General features: G+C 66.4%; 20 protein-coding genes. 4 read left to right on the plus strand and 16 right to left on the minus strand.

Going from position 1 to position 15,947, the window contains the following annotated elements:
* Positions 1 to 98 precede the first annotated feature (98 nt).
* A complete protein-coding gene (locus PHA81_RS16610; RefSeq protein WP_005042879.1) occupies positions 99 to 692 on the minus strand; it encodes a hypothetical protein in 594 nt (197 codons plus the stop codon).
* Positions 692 to 1,597 (minus strand): replication protein A, encoded by a 906-nt coding sequence (locus PHA81_RS16615; RefSeq protein ID WP_241430301.1) that lies wholly within the window; start codon positions 1,595 to 1,597, stop codon positions 692 to 694. The genes PHA81_RS16610 and PHA81_RS16615 overlap by 1 nt, the downstream gene beginning before the upstream one ends.
* A 475-nt stretch (positions 1,598 to 2,072) precedes the next feature.
* Between PHA81_RS16615 and PHA81_RS16620 the strand changes: the two genes are divergently transcribed.
* On the plus strand, positions 2,073 to 2,345 hold the full coding sequence (locus tag PHA81_RS16620) for a hypothetical protein (protein ID WP_005042874.1): 273 nt from the start codon (positions 2,073 to 2,075) through the stop codon (positions 2,343 to 2,345).
* Between the two features lie 42 nt (positions 2,346 to 2,387).
* Here the strand turns inward: PHA81_RS16620 and PHA81_RS16625 are convergent, their stop codons facing one another.
* The 6 genes from PHA81_RS16625 to PHA81_RS16650 form a co-directional block, all read right to left on the minus strand.
* Positions 2,388 to 2,852, minus strand: a complete 465-nt coding sequence (locus PHA81_RS16625) for a TRAM domain-containing protein (RefSeq protein ID WP_005042872.1) — start codon at positions 2,850 to 2,852, stop codon at positions 2,388 to 2,390.
* 146 nt (positions 2,853 to 2,998) lie between these two features.
* The gene (locus tag PHA81_RS16630) at positions 2,999 to 4,282 is read right to left on the minus strand and encodes a hypothetical protein (protein WP_005042870.1); all 1,284 of its coding nucleotides are present in this window, start codon (positions 4,280 to 4,282) and stop codon (positions 2,999 to 3,001) included.
* A gap of 79 nt (positions 4,283 to 4,361) precedes the next feature.
* On the minus strand, positions 4,362 to 4,754 hold the full coding sequence (locus PHA81_RS16635) for a hypothetical protein (RefSeq protein WP_005042868.1): 393 nt from the start codon (positions 4,752 to 4,754) through the stop codon (positions 4,362 to 4,364).
* A 175-nt stretch (positions 4,755 to 4,929) separates the two neighbouring features.
* Positions 4,930 to 5,154: a hypothetical protein gene (locus PHA81_RS16640; protein ID WP_005042866.1), complete on the minus strand. Its 225-nt coding sequence runs from the start codon at positions 5,152 to 5,154 to the stop codon at positions 4,930 to 4,932.
* Between the two features lie 142 nt (positions 5,155 to 5,296).
* Complete coding sequence (locus PHA81_RS16645) at positions 5,297 to 5,896, minus strand: hypothetical protein (RefSeq protein ID WP_005042864.1); 600 nt, start codon at positions 5,894 to 5,896, stop codon at positions 5,297 to 5,299.
* A 1-nt stretch (position 5,897) separates the two neighbouring features.
* A complete protein-coding gene (locus PHA81_RS16650) occupies positions 5,898 to 6,803 on the minus strand; it encodes a thioredoxin domain-containing protein (RefSeq protein ID WP_005042862.1) in 906 nt (301 codons plus the stop codon).
* Between the two features lie 153 nt (positions 6,804 to 6,956).
* Here PHA81_RS16650 and PHA81_RS16655 point away from each other — a divergent pair, with 153 nt between their 5' ends.
* A complete protein-coding gene (locus PHA81_RS16655; protein ID WP_005042860.1) occupies positions 6,957 to 7,664 on the plus strand; it encodes an SOS response-associated peptidase in 708 nt (235 codons plus the stop codon).
* A gap of 12 nt (positions 7,665 to 7,676) precedes the next feature.
* On the opposite strand, the gene PHA81_RS16660 is transcribed toward PHA81_RS16655, so the two are convergent.
* The 5 genes from PHA81_RS16660 to PHA81_RS16680 form a co-directional block, all read right to left on the minus strand.
* Complete coding sequence (locus PHA81_RS16660; protein WP_005042859.1) at positions 7,677 to 8,189, minus strand: gamma carbonic anhydrase family protein; 513 nt, start codon at positions 8,187 to 8,189, stop codon at positions 7,677 to 7,679.
* A gap of 69 nt (positions 8,190 to 8,258) precedes the next feature.
* Complete coding sequence (locus PHA81_RS16665; RefSeq protein ID WP_005042857.1) at positions 8,259 to 8,621, minus strand: cupin domain-containing protein; 363 nt, start codon at positions 8,619 to 8,621, stop codon at positions 8,259 to 8,261.
* Between the two features lie 329 nt (positions 8,622 to 8,950).
* Positions 8,951 to 9,343 carry a PIN domain-containing protein gene (locus PHA81_RS16670; protein WP_005042854.1) on the minus strand — a complete coding sequence of 131 codons (393 nt, stop codon included), beginning with the start codon at positions 9,341 to 9,343 and terminating at the stop codon, positions 8,951 to 8,953.
* On the minus strand, positions 9,340 to 9,570 hold the full coding sequence (locus PHA81_RS16675) for a hypothetical protein (protein ID WP_005042853.1): 231 nt from the start codon (positions 9,568 to 9,570) through the stop codon (positions 9,340 to 9,342). Before PHA81_RS16675 ends, PHA81_RS16670 begins: the two co-directional genes overlap by 4 nt.
* A 135-nt stretch (positions 9,571 to 9,705) precedes the next feature.
* Positions 9,706 to 10,191 carry a cupin domain-containing protein gene (locus tag PHA81_RS16680; protein ID WP_049909991.1) on the minus strand — a complete coding sequence of 162 codons (486 nt, stop codon included), beginning with the start codon at positions 10,189 to 10,191 and terminating at the stop codon, positions 9,706 to 9,708.
* 105 nt (positions 10,192 to 10,296) lie between these two features.
* On the opposite strand from PHA81_RS16680, the gene PHA81_RS16685 reads away from it, so the two are divergent.
* Entirely contained in the window at positions 10,297 to 10,710 is a 414-nt protein-coding gene (locus PHA81_RS16685) for a rhodanese-like domain-containing protein (protein WP_005042850.1), read from the plus strand.
* Between the two features lie 129 nt (positions 10,711 to 10,839).
* Here the strand turns inward: PHA81_RS16685 and PHA81_RS16690 are convergent, their stop codons facing one another.
* The 3 genes from PHA81_RS16690 to PHA81_RS16700 all read right to left on the minus strand — a co-directional run bounded on the left by PHA81_RS16690 (position 10,840) and on the right by PHA81_RS16700 (position 13,897).
* Positions 10,840 to 11,619, minus strand: a complete 780-nt coding sequence (locus PHA81_RS16690) for a Nif3-like dinuclear metal center hexameric protein (protein WP_049910021.1) — start codon at positions 11,617 to 11,619, stop codon at positions 10,840 to 10,842.
* 305 nt (positions 11,620 to 11,924) lie between these two features.
* Positions 11,925 to 12,899 carry a beta-ribofuranosylaminobenzene 5'-phosphate synthase family protein gene (locus tag PHA81_RS16695; RefSeq protein WP_005042847.1) on the minus strand — a complete coding sequence of 325 codons (975 nt, stop codon included), beginning with the start codon at positions 12,897 to 12,899 and terminating at the stop codon, positions 11,925 to 11,927.
* Positions 12,900 to 12,931: 32 nt separating this feature from the next.
* Positions 12,932 to 13,897, minus strand: a complete 966-nt coding sequence (locus PHA81_RS16700) for a hypothetical protein (protein WP_005042845.1) — start codon at positions 13,895 to 13,897, stop codon at positions 12,932 to 12,934.
* Positions 13,898 to 14,015: 118 nt separating this feature from the next.
* Here PHA81_RS16700 and ilvD point away from each other — a divergent pair, with 118 nt between their 5' ends.
* Complete coding sequence (gene ilvD, locus PHA81_RS16705) at positions 14,016 to 15,782, plus strand: dihydroxy-acid dehydratase (RefSeq protein ID WP_005042844.1); 1,767 nt, start codon at positions 14,016 to 14,018, stop codon at positions 15,780 to 15,782.
* The last annotated feature ends 165 nt before the right edge of the window (positions 15,783 to 15,947 follow it).

The raw sequence follows: 15,947 nt of genomic DNA on the forward strand, positions 1-15,947 counted from the left end.
CTGGATACGCGTCTTTCGCCCCCGTCGACTTAACCCTTTGTCAGACGCTGGCACTGGCGGTCCGGCAGGCCGAAAACGAGCCGCGGATCGACGCCGCGTCAGTCAGCGTCGACCGCGACCTCGTCGTCTTCCTCCAGACTTTCGAGCGCCGACACCGCCGCGCGTCGGTAGTTCTCGACCGGCAGATCGTAGCGTTCGGTCGCCATCCGGGCGTACTCGTTGGTGTCGTCGTCGAAGGCCTGGATCCGTTCGATCGTCCGCTCGGCGGCCTCGACCACCCAGCGGTCGCGGGCGGCATCGTCAACCACGGTGATCGATTCCGGACGAACGGCGACGTTGGTCTCGCCGTCGTCGGTCTCGAACGTTCGAGGTTTGCCCGCCACTGCGACGTACTCCGGAGGATTGATTTCCCGAAGCGCGCTCGCGGCCTCGGGCTGGTACTGGCCGGCGTACACGTAGAACGTGCCCGTCGGATCGACCACGCGGCCCTGCCAGTACTCCGAATCCGAACCCACGTCTTCGGTCTCGGTCAGCGTGCCCACGAAGAAGATCCGGTTCGCGCGCTCGCCCGTCGGGAGGAGGAGGTAGACCGGCGCGCGCTCCTCGTCGCTCTCCTTGAACGTCTCGCTGCCGTCGTTGAACTCCCTCGCGAACACGCGCTGGGCGACCTCACGGGTGGGTGCTCCACTCATTAGAGCGACCTCGCTTTGATCAGCGTCTCCTCGGCATCCGTCGGCCCGCCGAGTCGCTCGAACTCGTTCGCGAGCACGTACCGGCCGAGGGTGGGGCCCTCCACGCGGTAGTACCCACCGAGAACCTCCTCTCGGATCTCGTCGGCGACCACGGAGGTGTCGAGCGCGTCCATCGCCATCTCCTTCGCCTCGTCCAGCGAGATGCCGGCGAGCTCCTCGGTCGCCTCCTGATCGAAGATGGTCTCGTGGACCGCGTTGCCGTCGTCGATCACGGCCTTCACCCGGAGGTCGAACTCGCCCTCGACCTCGCCGTGCTCGCTACACCGGCCGTTCTGGAGCACTCTCGTACAGCCCTCCTCGGGACACCGCTTGATGAGACCGCTGCCGCGCTGGATATCGACCAGCGCGCCCTCCACGGTGATGGCGTCGTCGCCGACCTCCATCTCCTCGTCGAGCTCCTCGATCGTCGTCGTCCGGTTGAGCTTGATCGAGAAATCCCCCTCGTACTCGTCGGTCACCACGTTTTCCAGCCGGTAGACCGACCCTTCTTCGAGTTCGGGGAGATCCGACTTCGCCCACTTGGTGAACTTGAGAGTGCCGGAGGGATCGCCGAGCAGGCCGACCTGGCCGACCGACTCGCTGCGTGGGTCCCAGAGTTGAGTGATCTTCGCCGTAACGTTCACCCACTCCTCGGGCGCATCGATCGCACCGATCTCGCGGTCCTCGCTGTCGCCGCCCGACTCGGGCACGTCGAGCTCTTCGTCGAGTTCCTCGATCGTCGTCGTTCGATTGAGCTTTACTGAAAAGCGGCCCTCGTACTCGTCGGTCACCACGTTTTCCAGCCGATAGACCGATCCCTCTTCGAGTTCGGGCAGTTCGGAGGTCGCCCACGCGGTGAACTTTATCGTACTCGTCTCGTCACCCAGGAGACCGACCTGAGCGATCGACTCGCTGCGGGGCTCCCAGAGCTGGAGCACCTCCACCGTGATATCGACCCACTCCTCGGGCGCGGCGATGGTCTCGAGGGTGCGTTCCTCGCTCTCGCCACCGAGTTCGTCTCTGTCCATCCCGGCCTCGTCGAGGTAGCTGCTGGTGACGCTCCGGCGGGCCTCCTCCGCGGGGACCTTGTACTCGTTCACCAGGGTGTCGAGGCGCTCCTCGACGTCCGCGACGGTGATGTCTAGCGTATCCGAAAACTGGTCGTGTATCTGCTCTGCGTGCTGTTGTACGTCCGTCATTGGTGTTCCTGTCTCCGCTTTGTTTTCGGTGGGAGACACACGTGGGTTGGCCCCCGATGGTATAAAAAGTTCCGCGAGCGAGGTGAAAGTGAACCCCCGGCGCAGCCGACGGGCCTTTGTAGCGCGCCGCGCAATCGAACCCATGAGCGACGAGGGGCGCAGCGGGTTCCTCGGGGCGACCGCGCGTGCAGCGGGGCGGCGGTTCGCGGCGGCGAAGCGCGCCTACAGCCGCGGTCAGGAACGCGCCGACGCCGAGGGACCCTACGACGAACACGCCAAAATAGTGTGTCGTCGACACGCCCAGAAGCGCACCGTCATGCTCGACGGCTACGTCCCCGACTGCTTCGAGGCTGGCCATCCCGACTGCGAAGGCTGTCTCGAAGACGTCCGCGAGGGCACCGTCGAGACGTGGTGAAACCGCGTCGAGAAAAGCTGTCCACTCGGTCGCCGAACCGTCCTACCCGCCCCAGAAGTTCTCCCGACTCCCCAGCCGCTGGCGGCGCTTCGGCCTGTCGTCGCCGCCGTTTTCGTCGTCATCGTCGTCGGTTTCGCCGTCCGTCACGTCGCCCGATTCCTCGTCTTCGTCGTCCATCGGCAGACGTTCGAGTTCGTCGGCGCGAGCGTGGTTCGAACGGACTTTGGTGACCTTCACCCGGGCGCGTGCGTCGGGGAGCACGCCGTCGACGAAGACGATGAACCCGTCGTCGGTCCGACCAACGCCGGCTCCGCTCTCGTGGATGTCCGTCACGTCGACGATGAGCTCCTCGCCGATCTGCACGGGTTGGGATTTGAGTTCGCGGATGGGCTGGCTGTAGTGGTTGCACCACTCCGCACCACCCCGGTTACCGTAGTGTTGACACCCCATCCCGGCGACCCGCTCGGAGAAGCTGGGACATTCGTCGGCGAGTGGACAGTCCGCCATGCTCGCGGTAGCGTACCCGCCCGCTAAACCTTTGCGACTCCTCACCCACCGTTTGCTGTCGTTCGAAAATCTTCGGTTTTCGGACCACGAACGCAGGGCGCTCGGTCCGCTCTGCCGCCGCACCGCTACCGCAACCACTCCGGTGCTCACTCGTCGAGCAACTGCTCGGCGAGGATCGGCACGAACGTCCCGATGTCGGTCACCATCCCGACCGCCTGGGCGCTGCCTCGATCGAGGAGCTGAGTCACGGTCGCGGGGTTGATGTCGACGCAGATCACCCGCGTCGTCGAGGACAAACAGTTCCCGACCGCGACCGAATGGAGCAGCGTCGAGAGCATGAGCACGAGGTCGGCCTCGTGGGCCTGCTCGCGGATCGCGTTCTGGGCTTCGACGGCGTCGGTGATCGTGTCGGGCAGCGGGCCGTCGTCGCGGATCGAGCCCGCGAGCACGTACGGACGATCGTTTTCGACACACTCGTACATCACACCCGACTCGACCAGCCCCGCGTCGATCGCTTCCTCGATTCCGCCGGCGCGGATGATCTCGCTGATGGTGTAGATGTGGTGTTTGTGGCCCTTTCGCGGGTGGTCGAGTGATTCGGTATCCATCCCCAAGGAAGTGCCGTACAGATCGCGTTCGAGGTCGTGGACCGCGAATCCGTTGCCCGCCGAGAGCATGTCGACGTACCCCTCGCGGACGAGGCGAGCGAGGTCCTCTCGCGCGCCGGAGTGGATCAGTGCCGGTCCGCACACGGCAAGGACCGACCCGCCCTCGCGCTTGGTCTCGGCGATCGCCTCGGCGACCTTCGTGATGGTCGATTCGGAGGGGCGCTCCGAGGAAACCCCGCCCTGCATGAACCCGAACGCACCTTCCTTGTCTCGCGGGCGTTCGGGCGGGCGGACCCGGATCCCGGTCTCGCCGGTGACCACCAGATCGCCCGCCTCGATCCCGTTCAACACCTTCGTGTACGCGCGTGGCCCACCGTCGCCGCCCGCGTCGTCACCACCAGTGTCGCCATCCACATCGTCCCCGTCGCCGGCTCCCTCCTCGACCACGACGGCGCAGTCCATCTCGATCCGGTCGACGGAGAGCCACTCGCCATCGTAGCGGATCTCGGTCGGGTGGTTGGTGGTGGAGTAGAAGTCGGGCGGGACGACCTGGTCGTCGGGTGCGGGTTCGAGGCTCGCATCCACCGGATGGGAGGGGTTCGCGCCGTTCTGATGGAGTTCGTGGACGATCGAGCGGAGTTCGGCCTCGTCCTCGGCGAACACGGTGAGCCGGGCGTAGGACTCCTCGACTTCGCTCCGGCCGATCTGGAACTCCTCGACCTCGAACGATCCCCCGAGATCCATGATCGCGCCGAAACACGCCTGCATCATCCCCGAGTCGATGATGTGGCCCGAGAGTTCGACCTCGCGCGAAACGGTCATAGTCGGGGATACCGTGGGGTGAATAAGTCGGTTGCGGGTGCCGCGAGTGTTGGCGTCGTGGGTGCGAGTGAGGCCGAACTCACTCGGCGTCGGTTCGGCGTTCGACGCGCCACGTCGCGTCACTCACCGCACACAACCGGCGGTAGAGCCCGCGCAGCCCCGCAGGATCGGTCTCGGGAAGAACGTGGAACTCGATGGTCCCGTCTCGAACGGCCGCACGAAACACGTCGCCGGTCTCGGTGTCGTGGACGAGGTACAGCGCCATCGGCAGGTCGAACCAGTCGCCGTAGGTGTACGCCTCGCCGTCGAGTACGCCCACGAGAAGCGCGTTCAACTCGTCGTTCCCGATGTCGTCGCCGGGTGTCAGCGAGAAGACGGTCCCACCGCCGTATTCGAGGCCGTCGTGGCGAGAATAGCGTCGCTCCGGCGGGTGGGGGATCTCGAACGACGGATCGGGCGATGCGTCCGACATGATGTTGGAGGGCTGACGGTCCGGCGTCCGGCCGACTGGCCTCGGGTACGGCGCTCTCCGATTTATACTTGCGGCCAAACGGTTCAGAGCCGTCGGAACGTGTATTCCGTCCCGTCAGTCACGTTTGACGAGATGGACAGAGACGTATTGTGTGCTACGGCGACGGAACGCCACCTCACTGCACGCCGAGGTAGCCGGCTGCTTCCCGAGCGACCGCCTCGGTCCGGATGTCGGCGTGTCGAACCGAGGTGACGGTCCACGGGTTGACGTAGCTCTCGTGGTCGAGACCGCCGGTCGTGAAGTCATCGTCAGCCAACGGGATCGCCACCGAGCGCCGTGTGGTCGTCACCGCGGCGTAGAGCGCCTCCTCTTCGCTGAATGGATGGGTATCGTCGCTCAAACAGACGTACGGTCAGTGACTGTGTGAGCCGAACAAATCGGGACGCTTCACGACCATGCCGCGAGCGTATGCCATCGGTCAGTCCTCGAAACAGGTTCCGAGCCCGGCCTCGAACCCCACTCGCACACTGTCCCGCCGTAGCTCAGTCGAGCTCGACCGGACAGCCGTTGATCTCACCGCCGCGCATTCCGCGTGCGAGCCAGAACACCGAAAACACGAGCGCCACCAGCGCGAGCGCAGCGAACTCCAGGCCGTCGAACGGCAGCACGGCGAGCGACGCCGTGACGCCAAAGAGCGAGAGCACGCCCGCGAGCACCGCCGAGCCGCAGGCCGCACAGCCCGCACCGAGCGTGCCGAGCACGACGCCCGCGACGCTCGTGGTGCCCTGGGCGGCCGAGAGCGCGTGCTCGCGGAGATGGTAGATCACCATCGCGACGTTCACCCCGACGAGCACTGCGGTCACGACGAGCAGCACACCTTGAAGCGTGCCGTAGTTCGTCCCGATGAAGGGGTACTGCTCGGCGAGGATGATCAGTCGGCTGTCGAGCGGCAACGAACTCGTCACGATGAACTCCGCGAGCGGGAGGTTCTGTGAGAGCACGAACAGCGTCAGCCCGCACACGGCGGCGACGAGCGCGATCGCGGCGTACAGCGGGATAGTGACGACCAGCCTCGCAGTACGGGCCATCAGTCGCCAGTCGCGCGCTCGGGTCGGCAGTCGGATCGAGCGAGTCGCCGCCATCTCAGACCCCTAGCGCCTGCTCGAACACGTCGTAGCTCTGTGCACCCCGGATCTCGGTCAGGAACTCGCCGTCACGGAAGAGATAGAAGGTGGGCGTGCTCACCACGCCAGCGTTCTCGCCGGCGTCGATGTCGCGCTGGACCGCCGCGTCGAACTTTTTGGCCTCGGCGTCCGCGACGACCGCCGCGGCGTCGAGATCCGTCTCGCTCGCGAGGAACTCTTGGGTCCGGTCGAGCACGTTCGAGTTCGAGAACTCACTCTGCGTTTCGAAATAGTGGGTCTTCAGCTCCCAGAACGCCGCCTCGCTCCGGGCGTCGGTGGCTTCGAGCGCCTGCATCGCGGGCTTGCCCCACTCGTAGGCATACGGGAAGTTCCGATAGACGTAGGTCGCCTCGCCGGGTTCGACGAGTTCCGCTTCGAGCGTCGGGAGCGTGCCGGTGTTGAACCGCTCGCAGTTCGTACACGAGGGGTCCTCGAAGGCGACGATCAGGCCTGGGGCCGCACCAGGCGTCGGACCGCGGTACGGCTGGCCCGCGAGCGCCGCGACCGCCGGATGGTCGATGCTCGCGGCTGGTGGCGTTCCGGTGGCCGTCCCGTTCGTTGCCGATCCGACAGTGGTCGACGACCCGTTGCCGTTCGACGTGGATTCACCTGACGACGTGGATCGTCCCGACCCAGTAGCGTTCGTCGACCCAGTAGCGTTCGTCGACCCGGATGCGGTCGTGCCGCTCGCCTGGCTGCCAGCCGTCGTACTCGCCGTACCACTGTCGTTTCCGTCGTCAGCGCCCCCGGTATCGCTTCCGTTCTCATCACCATTTCCACCGGTCCCCCCACCACTACCGAGACAGCCGGCCAGCGCGCCGGCCGCCACGGCGCTCGCGAGGAACGCCCGCCGATCAATCTGCATGAGAGAACCCACGGCCGGCGCGAGTATAGCCCTCCCCCGAACTGGCACGGACGGCGCACGACCGTCGCTTTCGGGAAGGGCCTCTCTGTCGCGAACCGAGGCGAACGAGTTGGGGGCCGATGGCGTTATTCACGCTGGTAGCGTGGTTCGAGTATGTGCGGACGCTACACCATCTTCACGCCACCAGACACCCTCGAAGACCGATTCAGTGTAACCACCAGACGGTCGCTGGAGCCACGGTACAACGCCGCACCCGGCCAAAAGCTACCGGTCATCACGAACGACGCGCCCGAGACCATCGACCACCTCCAGTGGGGACTGATCCCAGGATGGGCCGACGACCCGAGTATCGGGAACCGCCTCATCAACGCCCGCGCGGAGACCGTCGACGAAAAGCGGAGTTTCAAGGAGGCGTACGAGCGCCGGCGGTGTCTCGTGCTCGCCGACGGGTTCTACGAGTGGACCGAAACCGACGCCGGCAAACAGCCCTACCGCGTCACGATCGACGGCGGCGAACCGTTCGCGCTCGCTGGACTGTGGGAACGCTGGCATCCCCCACAGAAACAGACGGGTCTCGACGAGTTCGGCGACGGCGAACCCGACAGCGAGGCTGATCCAATCGAGACGTTCACGATCGTCACGACCGAACCCAACTCCGTGATCGAGCCGCTCCACGACCGGATGGCTGTGGTGCTCTCGCCCGACAGCGAACGCCAGTGGCTCGCTGGCGAGGCCGACGGGAAGGAACTTCTCGAACCGTACCCGGCCGAGGAGATGCGCGCGTACCCGGTCTCGACCGCCGTGAACAGCCCCGCGAACGATTCGTCGGAACTCGTCGAGGAAGTCGACGCCTCTGCCTGAGACGAGCTAGAATCAAGAAAAGAGGTCGTCGTGGCGTTCGGCGAGATCGGTGTACGCTCCCGAGGAGTGGGCCTCGAAGATCGCTTCGGGATCGAGCGTGGTCTCGGCGAGCGGAGTCACGGTCGCGGGGACGCCGCGGACGAACGACTCCGGTGGGATGTCGTACCCCTCCGGCACGGTGGTCCCGCTCGCGACGATGCTTCCGGCCCCGACCGTGACGTCGGAGTTCACGGTGGTGTTGAACCCCACGAGCGCGCCGTCCTCCACGACGGCGTCGTTGAGCACCGCGCCGTGGCCGATCATCACTCGATCGCCCGCGGTCGAGGCGTGGAGCACCGCGTTATCACCGATGTGAGAGTGCTCGCCGACCCGGACGGGCGCGACGTCGCCCCGGAGCACGACGCCAGGCCAGACGCTCGCGTGCGCGCCCACCGCGACGTCACCGACCAGCGTCGCCCCGTGACTGACGTGGGCAGCGGGATCGATGTCGGGCTCCGTCCCCTCGAACGCGTAGCGACCCGTCATATGTGCTACAAAGAGCCCATCGAATAAACCTCTATGGGGGTGGCTGACATACCTGCGAAGGGACAGCGGTCAGATCGATTCGGTGTCGGCGGTGCGCTCGTTCTCGACGTTGCCGGTGTTCCGTGTTTCGGCGGGTTCGAACAGCAGGACGTGCGCCTCGCCGTCCGCGACGGGCTTGTGCTCGACGCCGTGCGGGACGATATAGAACTCGCCCTCGTCGAGATCGACGCTCTCTTCTGGAAGTTCGATCGTGAGATGGCCGTCGAGCACGAGGAACAGCTCGTCGGCCTCGTCGTGGTGGTGCCAGACGAACTCACCCTCCATTTTGGCGAGCTTGACCGCCTGGCCGTTGAGCTCACCGACGAGCTTCGGCGACCACTGTTCGTCGAACTGGGCGAGTTTCGCTTCGAGATCGACTTTCTCGTGTTCCATGTTCTGATTCCTGATTAGGACCGTTCGGTTAGCAAGATGTCGGCAGCCATGCGTTTGACTGTTCGTCCACCGTCTCAAACTCGTGTCCGACGCCAGGGATCGAAATCGACGCGGCACGAGTGTCGGCCTCGGTACTCATAGGGCTCGTCGTCACCAGGTGCCGAGTCCGGCTCGGAACCGCGCCTCGTCATCGGCCGGCGGCGCTACGCCCCACGGAGAAATGACGCTTTCGCGCTGGTCCCGGCGGGACCTGTACCGCGTCTGCTTCGCCGGGCGTGAGGAGGATACGCTGTCGCCTCGCAGTCGTGGCTCCGTCGCGATCCACGACCTCAGTAGGACACAACCTCGATGCCGAGCGCTTCGAAGTCAGTGGCGTTGTCGGTCACGACCGGCTCGTCGTATCGGTCCGCGACCGCGGCGATCATCGGGTCGATTCTGCCGATCCCGCTCTCCCCGCCCGCGTCCATGTCCGCCTGCGCGAGCAGTTGCCCCGCACGACGGGCGAGTGCCGCGTCCTGCTCGACCACTGGATACATCCGGAGTGCGTTCCGGAGGTTCCGACGCTCGTCCTCGTCGCCGAAGGCCACGCCGTAGGACAGTTCCGCCACGACCGGCGTCGGCACGCGCTGGACGGCCCGTCGTTCGACCAGCGCCACCCCCATCTCGAAGGCGGCGTCGCGGCCGGCGAAGAGATCGATCAGAAACGAGGTGTCGAGTATCACTCGAAGCGTTCCCTGAGGTCACGCTTCGCGTCGGCCTCGGTCGCTCGCTTCGCACCGATTCGCTCGCGCATCGCCGCTGCTGTCTCTGTGGAAAGGATGCCTGCGACGTCTTCGGGGTGTGGCCCACCGATGAGCCGGCGAAGCGCGTCCTCCATCGTCTCACTGTCGCGCTTGTGCGAGGCGACGAACTCGTGGAACTCCTCGGAGACGCGGACCGACTTGCTCATGGGTTTCCGTATACTCAGTTATACGAGTTTATCAATGTTCGGATCACAAGCCACGTCGTTAGCACTGTCGTCGTTCGATCGTGCTGCGAAGCGCCGTCGAGAGCGTCTACGATCCAGTTCTCAGCCACGATCCGACTACCCCATCGTGAACTCGGTGCCACACTCCGTGCAGGTCAGATGAAAGGCTCCCTCCTCGATGAGATCGAGTTCGTGGGCGGTCTCCTCGCCGCACTCGCGACACGCGACGAGCGACTCCATCTCCTCGAAGTCGTGGCGGGCCTTCGGTGCACCGAGCGCGAACCCCACTACCTGTTCGTCGGACTCGTTGGTCCCCATCTGGAACTCACCGGGGGCAAATCTGATGAACTCGCCCGCCGCGACCGACACTTCCTCGCGCTCGCGGCCAACCTCGAACGTCGTCTCGCCCTCCTGAACGTAGAAAACCTCCTCCTGATCGTGGTGGGTGTGGAGCCCGCCCGAGAAGGACTCGCCGGGTTCGAGCTCGAAGTAGTTCATCGCGAACTCCTCGGTCCCGAGCGCCCCCGAGACCGGTTTGCGCACCGAATGCACGCCGAGTGGATTGTTGACGACGTCGACCTCGTCGATCGCGACTTTTTCCATGCCCACACCACCGCCGTCACGGTCAAAAGCGTTCGCTCCACCGTCCGGCGACCGCGTTTCGTCCACCGGCCAAAGAGCTATCACCGAAACCACGAACGTGGCGGTATGAGCACGCTCGAACGATCCGCGTGGGGACTCGTCGAGGAGGCCGAACGCGACGTCGAATCGATCTCGGTCGAGACACTCGAAGCCGAACTCGCCGAAGGCGAAACGATCGCCCTCGACATCCGCGATATCCGTGAGGTCTGGATCGAGAGATCGATCCCCGACGCCGAGCACGCTCCGAGAGGTATGATCGAGTTCTGGGCCGATCCCGAGACCGACTACTACAAGGACTTTTTCGATCCCGATCGGCGATACGTCCTCTACTGCAACGAGGCCGGCCGGTCGGCGCTCGCAGCGAAACGCCTCGCTGAAATGGGCTACACCGACGTCGCCCATCTCGACGGTGGGTTCACCGCGTGGCAGGAATCCGGCGGTGACGTCGTCGACGTCCCACAGAAGGACTACAAGAGCTGATTCCGACTCGAACGACGGTCGGCGATCCGTTCGCTGACCTTCGATGGATTCGCCGCACGCCCCGATGGCCTCGTCGACAGTCGTCCCAGATCCTCCCGAACTCTCTCGGATCGGCTGATTTCGGGTCGGCTACAGCCCCGTTGGACAGTCGACGAACGTTGTCTCGACGCCCCACTCCTCGGCCAGCGACAGCAACGACCGCACGCCGAACGTCTCGGTCGCGTAGTGGCCCGCGAGATAGACGTGGATGCCGGCCTCTCGCGCCTCGTGATAGACCGCCTGTTTGCCCTCGCCGGTCACGAACGCGTCCGCACCGGCCGCGACAGCCTCGTCGAGCCAGTCCGCCGCGCTCCCGGTGGCGATCGCGACGTTTTCGATCCGTTCGGGGCCGAAGTCGAGGTGCTTGACTCCTTGCTCCGGGTCGCATTCAGTCGCGAGTCGGTCGCGGAGTTCGTCGGGCGCGAACTCGTCGGGCGAACGTCCACGAAGACCGATGTGTTCGCCCCCGAGCGTGCCGAACGCCTCTCGATCTTCGAGGCCGAGCGTTTCGGCGAGGCCGGCAGCGTTGCCGATCTCGGGATGGCCGTCGAGCGGGAGGTGCGAGACGTAGAGCGCGAGGTCGTTCTCGAAAAACGGCGCGAGTCGGTCGTAGGTCGGGCCGGTGGCGCGCTCGAACTCGCCCCAGAACAGCCCGTGGTGGACACAGAGCACGTCAGATTGTGCGTCGGCAGCCCGTTCGGCCGTCTCGACCGCCGCATCCACCGCGAACGCGGCGTGATCGATGTCGGGATCGGCTTCTGCTGGGCCGCCAGGACCGACCTGGAGTCCGTTCGCGCTCGCGTCGAGGTCGGCGTAGGCGTCGGTGCGGAGCCGTTCGTCGAGCCGTTCGCAGAACGTCGAGAGGTTCACCCCGGCCGCTTCAGGCCCGATCGTTAAGAACGTGTGCGTCGAACAGTGACCGCTGTTGCGATCCGCGAACGACACGCGAGGTGATCGACGATGGGCAAGTTCAGGAAAGCACTACGAGCGTGGCGACGACTACCACGCAAGACCCAGCGACGTATCAAACGGAAAGTACGCGGCGTCGTTCGCCGCGACGACGACTCGTCGAACCGATAGCGCCGATTTTCCCGGAAAGCGAGACGTGGGCCGTCGTGCGTTCCCGCGACCATCGCTACCGCATCGGCGGTGGCCTCCGGAGCGACCGTCCGAGTTCACTCGTCGCTCGGCTCGATCCGTGTGCCCTCGTTTCGTGGGCGGCACACGAGGACCTCGCCATCGACGCCGACCGACGACAGTGCGTCGTGGGCTGCATCGCGCGCGTCGTCCGCGCGTTCGTCGTCGACCAGCCCGTAGACTGCGGGACCCCACGACGACTGCCCCGCGCCCGTGATCGCCGACGATGCGCCGAGGTCGTCGATGAGGTCGCCGAGCGGCGGGCGGTAGACGCCGCCCTGCTCGTCGGCGTACCACGCGCCGTTCAGCCGACCGAGTTCGGCGATCGCGCTGCCGAACCGCTGGAGCGACCCCTCGGCGGCCGCCGGCAGCAACCGCCGCGCGACCAGCTTCGCGATCTCGTCGGTGATCGTGGGATCGGCCTGGGCCGCGACGCGTTCGAGGCTTCGCTCCTCGCGGTCGCCGCTCCGACCCCGATCGAGATCGGGGATCGCGACCACGAACCGCCACGAGTCCGGGAGCGTGTGGCGGGCGACCGGCGTCGGGACCGTCCACTCGCCGTCCGTCGGTGGATCGGCGGTGAACCGCTCGGTGTGGTGTCCCGCGTCGACGACGAACCCGCCCTGCTCGAACGCCGCACAGCCGACCCCGCTGCGGCCGCCCCGGCCGAGCGCCGGCGCGCGCTCTCGAACTCGGGGTTTGCGGTCGTGCGCCTGCGCGACCGCCGCGAGCACTGCGAGCGCGAGCTGGGTGCCGCTGCCGAGACCCACGTGACGCGGGAACCGCTTGCGGCACTCGATCTCGACGCCCGGGACATCGAGGAGTTCGACCGCACGTTCGGCGTATTCGGCGGTGCGGGGATCGTCCGCGCGAACGGTCGGGGCGGGCCGAGCCGTGAGGACGATCCGTGGCTCGGCGAGCGCGACCCCGACGCCACCGTAGAGGCGCTCGCGGGCGAGCGAGAGGCTCTGGAACCCGAAGTGGAGCCGCGCGCCGGCCGTGACCTTCGCCATTGGCGACCCCTCGGTCCGTCTGCGAAAGTCGGTTACGATCGGTCGCCGAGGACGTGCGCCGCCGCATGGTCCGCGCCGTTCTCGTAGGCCGGCGATTCGAGCGGCTGACTGACCGCCCGGACGACGTGGGCGGGTGAGTGTTCGACCTGAAATCCTTCGATTCCTGTGCGCTCGATGACTCGCGAGACGCCGTGTTGTTCGTCGGTGAACGGGTAGACGATACAGGGCGTGCCGGCGACCGCGGCCTCCATCACGGTCGAGTAGCCCGAACACACCACCTTGTCGGCCGCCCGTATATGGGGGAGGAGTGCCGGAACACACTCCCAGTCCGGTCCGCCGACGAACGTCACCTCGTGGCCTGCGTCTCGGAGCCGAGCCGCGAGATCGTCGTATCCGGTCGAGTACGCGCTCGGCACCACGAGGACGTCGGTCTCGACCGGCTTTCGTTCCTGCTCGTCGGCCGGAGCGTCGAGCGCGATCGGTGGAACACGCGTCACGCCCGGCGGGTCGCCGGGATCAGCGGGCCAGATCGACGGATAGAGAAACGCCTCGGCGGCGAACAGCTGGTGGCGGTTGAGCAGCCACGTGAACCCCTGCTCGATGACCGCGTCGTAGTACGCCGAGGCGTTGTGGGTGCAGACGAACAGCCGCGTGTCGGCGAACTCGGCCGCCATCGCGGCGAACATGTCGTCGGTGACGAGCGCGTCGGGCTGCTCGCGCCGGAGCCAGCCCACGTAGTCGTACACCCGCCGCGCGCTGCTCGGCAGGCTGTTCGTGAGGACGTGGCCGAGCGAGCCACCCTGATAATCGCCGATGAAGTCGACGGGGGCGGGTTCGAACTGTTCGTACCCGTTGTACTCGATGAAGCGTGCGCCGTGACCGCCGCCGGCGAGCGTGACCGTCGCACCGCGGGCTTCGAGCGCCCGTGCGACCGCCAGCATCCGGGTCGCGTGACCCGCTCCCTCGGGGTAGTGGGCGACGGCCACAGTGGGTTGCATTGCCCGTTCCTGCCACCGGCGGCCACAAAACCTGTTCGACTCGGTTCCACTCCCGCGTGAAGCGGCAAGCAATCGTCCCGCCACCCGAAGTTAAGCCGCTGGCCACCGAGGCGAGTGTATGAGTCAACAGTCGAAATCGCCCGAGGCCGCCAGTGACGACGAGCCCCAGGACGACCCAGAACGACGAACGCCCGACGATCTTCGGAGCCGCGAAGTCACGGACGGCCCCGAGCGCGCACCCCACCGGGCGATGTTCCGGGCGATGGGGTTCGACGATACGGATCTCGACTCGCCGATGGTCGGCATAGCGAACCCCGCCGCCGACATCACGCCGTGTAACGTCCACCTCGACTCGGTCGCCGAGAGCGCCATCGAGGGCGTCGACGCCGCGGATGGAATGCCCATCGAGTTCGGCACGATCACGATCTCCGATGCGATCTCGATGGGCACGGAGGGGATGAAGGCCTCGCTGGTGAGCCGGGAGGTGATCGCCGACTCCGTGGAGCTGGTGGCCTTTGGCGAGCGGATGGACGCCCTCGTCACGGTCGCGGGCTGTGACAAGAACCTCCCCGGGATGATGATGGCCGCTATTCGTACTGATCTCCCGAGCGTCTTCTGCTATGGCGGATCGATCCTGCCCGGCGAACACGGAGGCCGAGAAGTCACCGTCCAGGACGTCTTCGAGGGCGTCGGCACGTACGCCGAGGGCGAGATGAGCCGCGAGGAGCTGGACGACCTCGAACGCAACGCCTGCCCCGGCGCGGGGTCGTGCGGTGGAATGTTCACTGCGAACACGATGGCCTCGATCGCGGAGGCGATCGGCCTCGCGCCGCTCGGGAGTGCGAGCCCACCAGCCGAGAGCGACGAACGTGGCGAGGTCGCCCGCGAGGCCGGCGAGATCGCGCTCGATGCGGTCGCCGAGGACCGCACACCGTCGGACATTCTGACGCGGGCGAGTTTCGAGAACGCGATCGCGCTCCAGGTCGCGATGGGCGGCTCGACGAACGCCGTGCTCCACATCCTAGCGATGGCCGCCGAAGCGGACATCGATCTCGACATCGACACGTTCGACGAGATCTCCCGTCGGACGCCGAAGATCGTGAACCTCCAGCCGGGCGGCACGCGCGTGATGAAGGATCTCCACGACGCCGGGGGCGTCCCGGTCGTCGTCCGCCGGCTCGTCGAGGGCGGGTACATGGACGGCGATGCGATGACCGTCACCGGGCGCACGATCGCCGAGGAGTTGGAGGAACTCGATCTGCCCGCCGACGAGTCGATCGACGCCGACTTCCTTCGACCCGTTGCGGACCCGTTCTACGAGGAGGGAGCGATTCGTATCCTGAAGGGAAATCTCGCGCCCGACGGCGCGGTCATCAAGGTCACGGGCGAGGAGGGCCTCCGACACGAGGGTCCCGTGCGAGTGTTCGAACGCGAGGAGGGTGCGATGGAGTACGTCCAGGAGGGCCACGTCGACTCGGGCGACGTGCTCTGCATCCGCAACGAGGGGCCGAAGGGCGGGCCGGGGATGCGCGAGATGTTGGGGGTCACGTCGGCGGTTGCGGGCCAGGGCCACGCCGAGGACGTCGCGCTCTTCACCGATGGACGCTTCTCGGGGGCGACGCGGGGCTTCTCGATCGGTCACGTCGCACCCGAGGCCTTCGACGATGGGCCGATCGCCGCGCTGGAGGACGGCGACCGAGTGACGATCGACGTCGCCGAGCGGGTCCTGGAAATCGACCTCACCGACGAGGAGATCGAATCCCGCCTGACCGAGCGCGAGCGACCCGACCCCGACTACACTTCTGGCGTGCTCGCGAAGTACGGGGTGATGTTCGGTTCGGCGGCCGATGGCGCGGTGACGAACCCCGGCGCGAAGCAGGAGTGAGCGAAGGCACCGATTCGTTGCTAATCGACCGGGCAAGAGGTTGCAGCCCGCAAGCGCAAGACGAGTGGTGCGATCTCTCGGGGTAGCGTGCTGGCTACCGGATTGTGCGAGAGCGGGTTTCTCGCGTCAAAGCGGCGCAGTCCTGGCGTCCTGCGTTCGTAGTCC

It is taken from the genome of Halococcus sp. PRR34 (genome assembly GCF_028617175.1).
Lineage (GTDB): Archaea > Halobacteriota > Halobacteria > Halobacteriales > Halococcaceae > Halococcus > Halococcus salifodinae.

Bases quoted from the DNA above. Each gene is read 5' to 3' on its own strand.
- PHA81_RS16610 (WP_005042879.1), bottom strand. From the start codon at position 692: ATGAGTGGAGCACCCACCCGTGAGGTCGCCCAGCGCGTGTTCGCGAGG.
- PHA81_RS16620 (WP_005042874.1), top strand. From the start codon at position 2,073: ATGAGCGACGAGGGGCGCAGCGGGTTCCTCGGGGCGACCGCGCGTGCA.
- PHA81_RS16625 (WP_005042872.1), bottom strand. From the start codon at position 2,852: ATGGCGGACTGTCCACTCGCCGACGAATGTCCCAGCTTCTCCGAGCGG.
- PHA81_RS16630 (WP_005042870.1), bottom strand. From the start codon at position 4,282: ATGACCGTTTCGCGCGAGGTCGAACTCTCGGGCCACATCATCGACTCG.
- PHA81_RS16635 (WP_005042868.1), bottom strand. From the start codon at position 4,754: ATGTCGGACGCATCGCCCGATCCGTCGTTCGAGATCCCCCACCCGCCG.
- PHA81_RS16645 (WP_005042864.1), bottom strand. From the start codon at position 5,896: ATGGCGGCGACTCGCTCGATCCGACTGCCGACCCGAGCGCGCGACTGG.
- PHA81_RS16650 (WP_005042862.1), bottom strand. From the start codon at position 6,803: ATGCAGATTGATCGGCGGGCGTTCCTCGCGAGCGCCGTGGCGGCCGGC.
- PHA81_RS16655 (WP_005042860.1), top strand. From the start codon at position 6,957: ATGTGCGGACGCTACACCATCTTCACGCCACCAGACACCCTCGAAGAC.
- PHA81_RS16660 (WP_005042859.1), bottom strand. From the start codon at position 8,189: ATGACGGGTCGCTACGCGTTCGAGGGGACGGAGCCCGACATCGATCCC.
- PHA81_RS16665 (WP_005042857.1), bottom strand. From the start codon at position 8,621: ATGGAACACGAGAAAGTCGATCTCGAAGCGAAACTCGCCCAGTTCGAC.
- PHA81_RS16675 (WP_005042853.1), bottom strand. From the start codon at position 9,570: ATGAGCAAGTCGGTCCGCGTCTCCGAGGAGTTCCACGAGTTCGTCGCC.
- PHA81_RS16680 (WP_049909991.1), bottom strand. From the start codon at position 10,191: ATGGAAAAAGTCGCGATCGACGAGGTCGACGTCGTCAACAATCCACTC.
- PHA81_RS16685 (WP_005042850.1), top strand. From the start codon at position 10,297: ATGAGCACGCTCGAACGATCCGCGTGGGGACTCGTCGAGGAGGCCGAA.
- PHA81_RS16695 (WP_005042847.1), bottom strand. From the start codon at position 12,899: ATGGCGAAGGTCACGGCCGGCGCGCGGCTCCACTTCGGGTTCCAGAGC.
- PHA81_RS16700 (WP_005042845.1), bottom strand. From the start codon at position 13,897: ATGCAACCCACTGTGGCCGTCGCCCACTACCCCGAGGGAGCGGGTCAC.
- ilvD (WP_005042844.1), top strand. From the start codon at position 14,016: ATGAGTCAACAGTCGAAATCGCCCGAGGCCGCCAGTGACGACGAGCCC.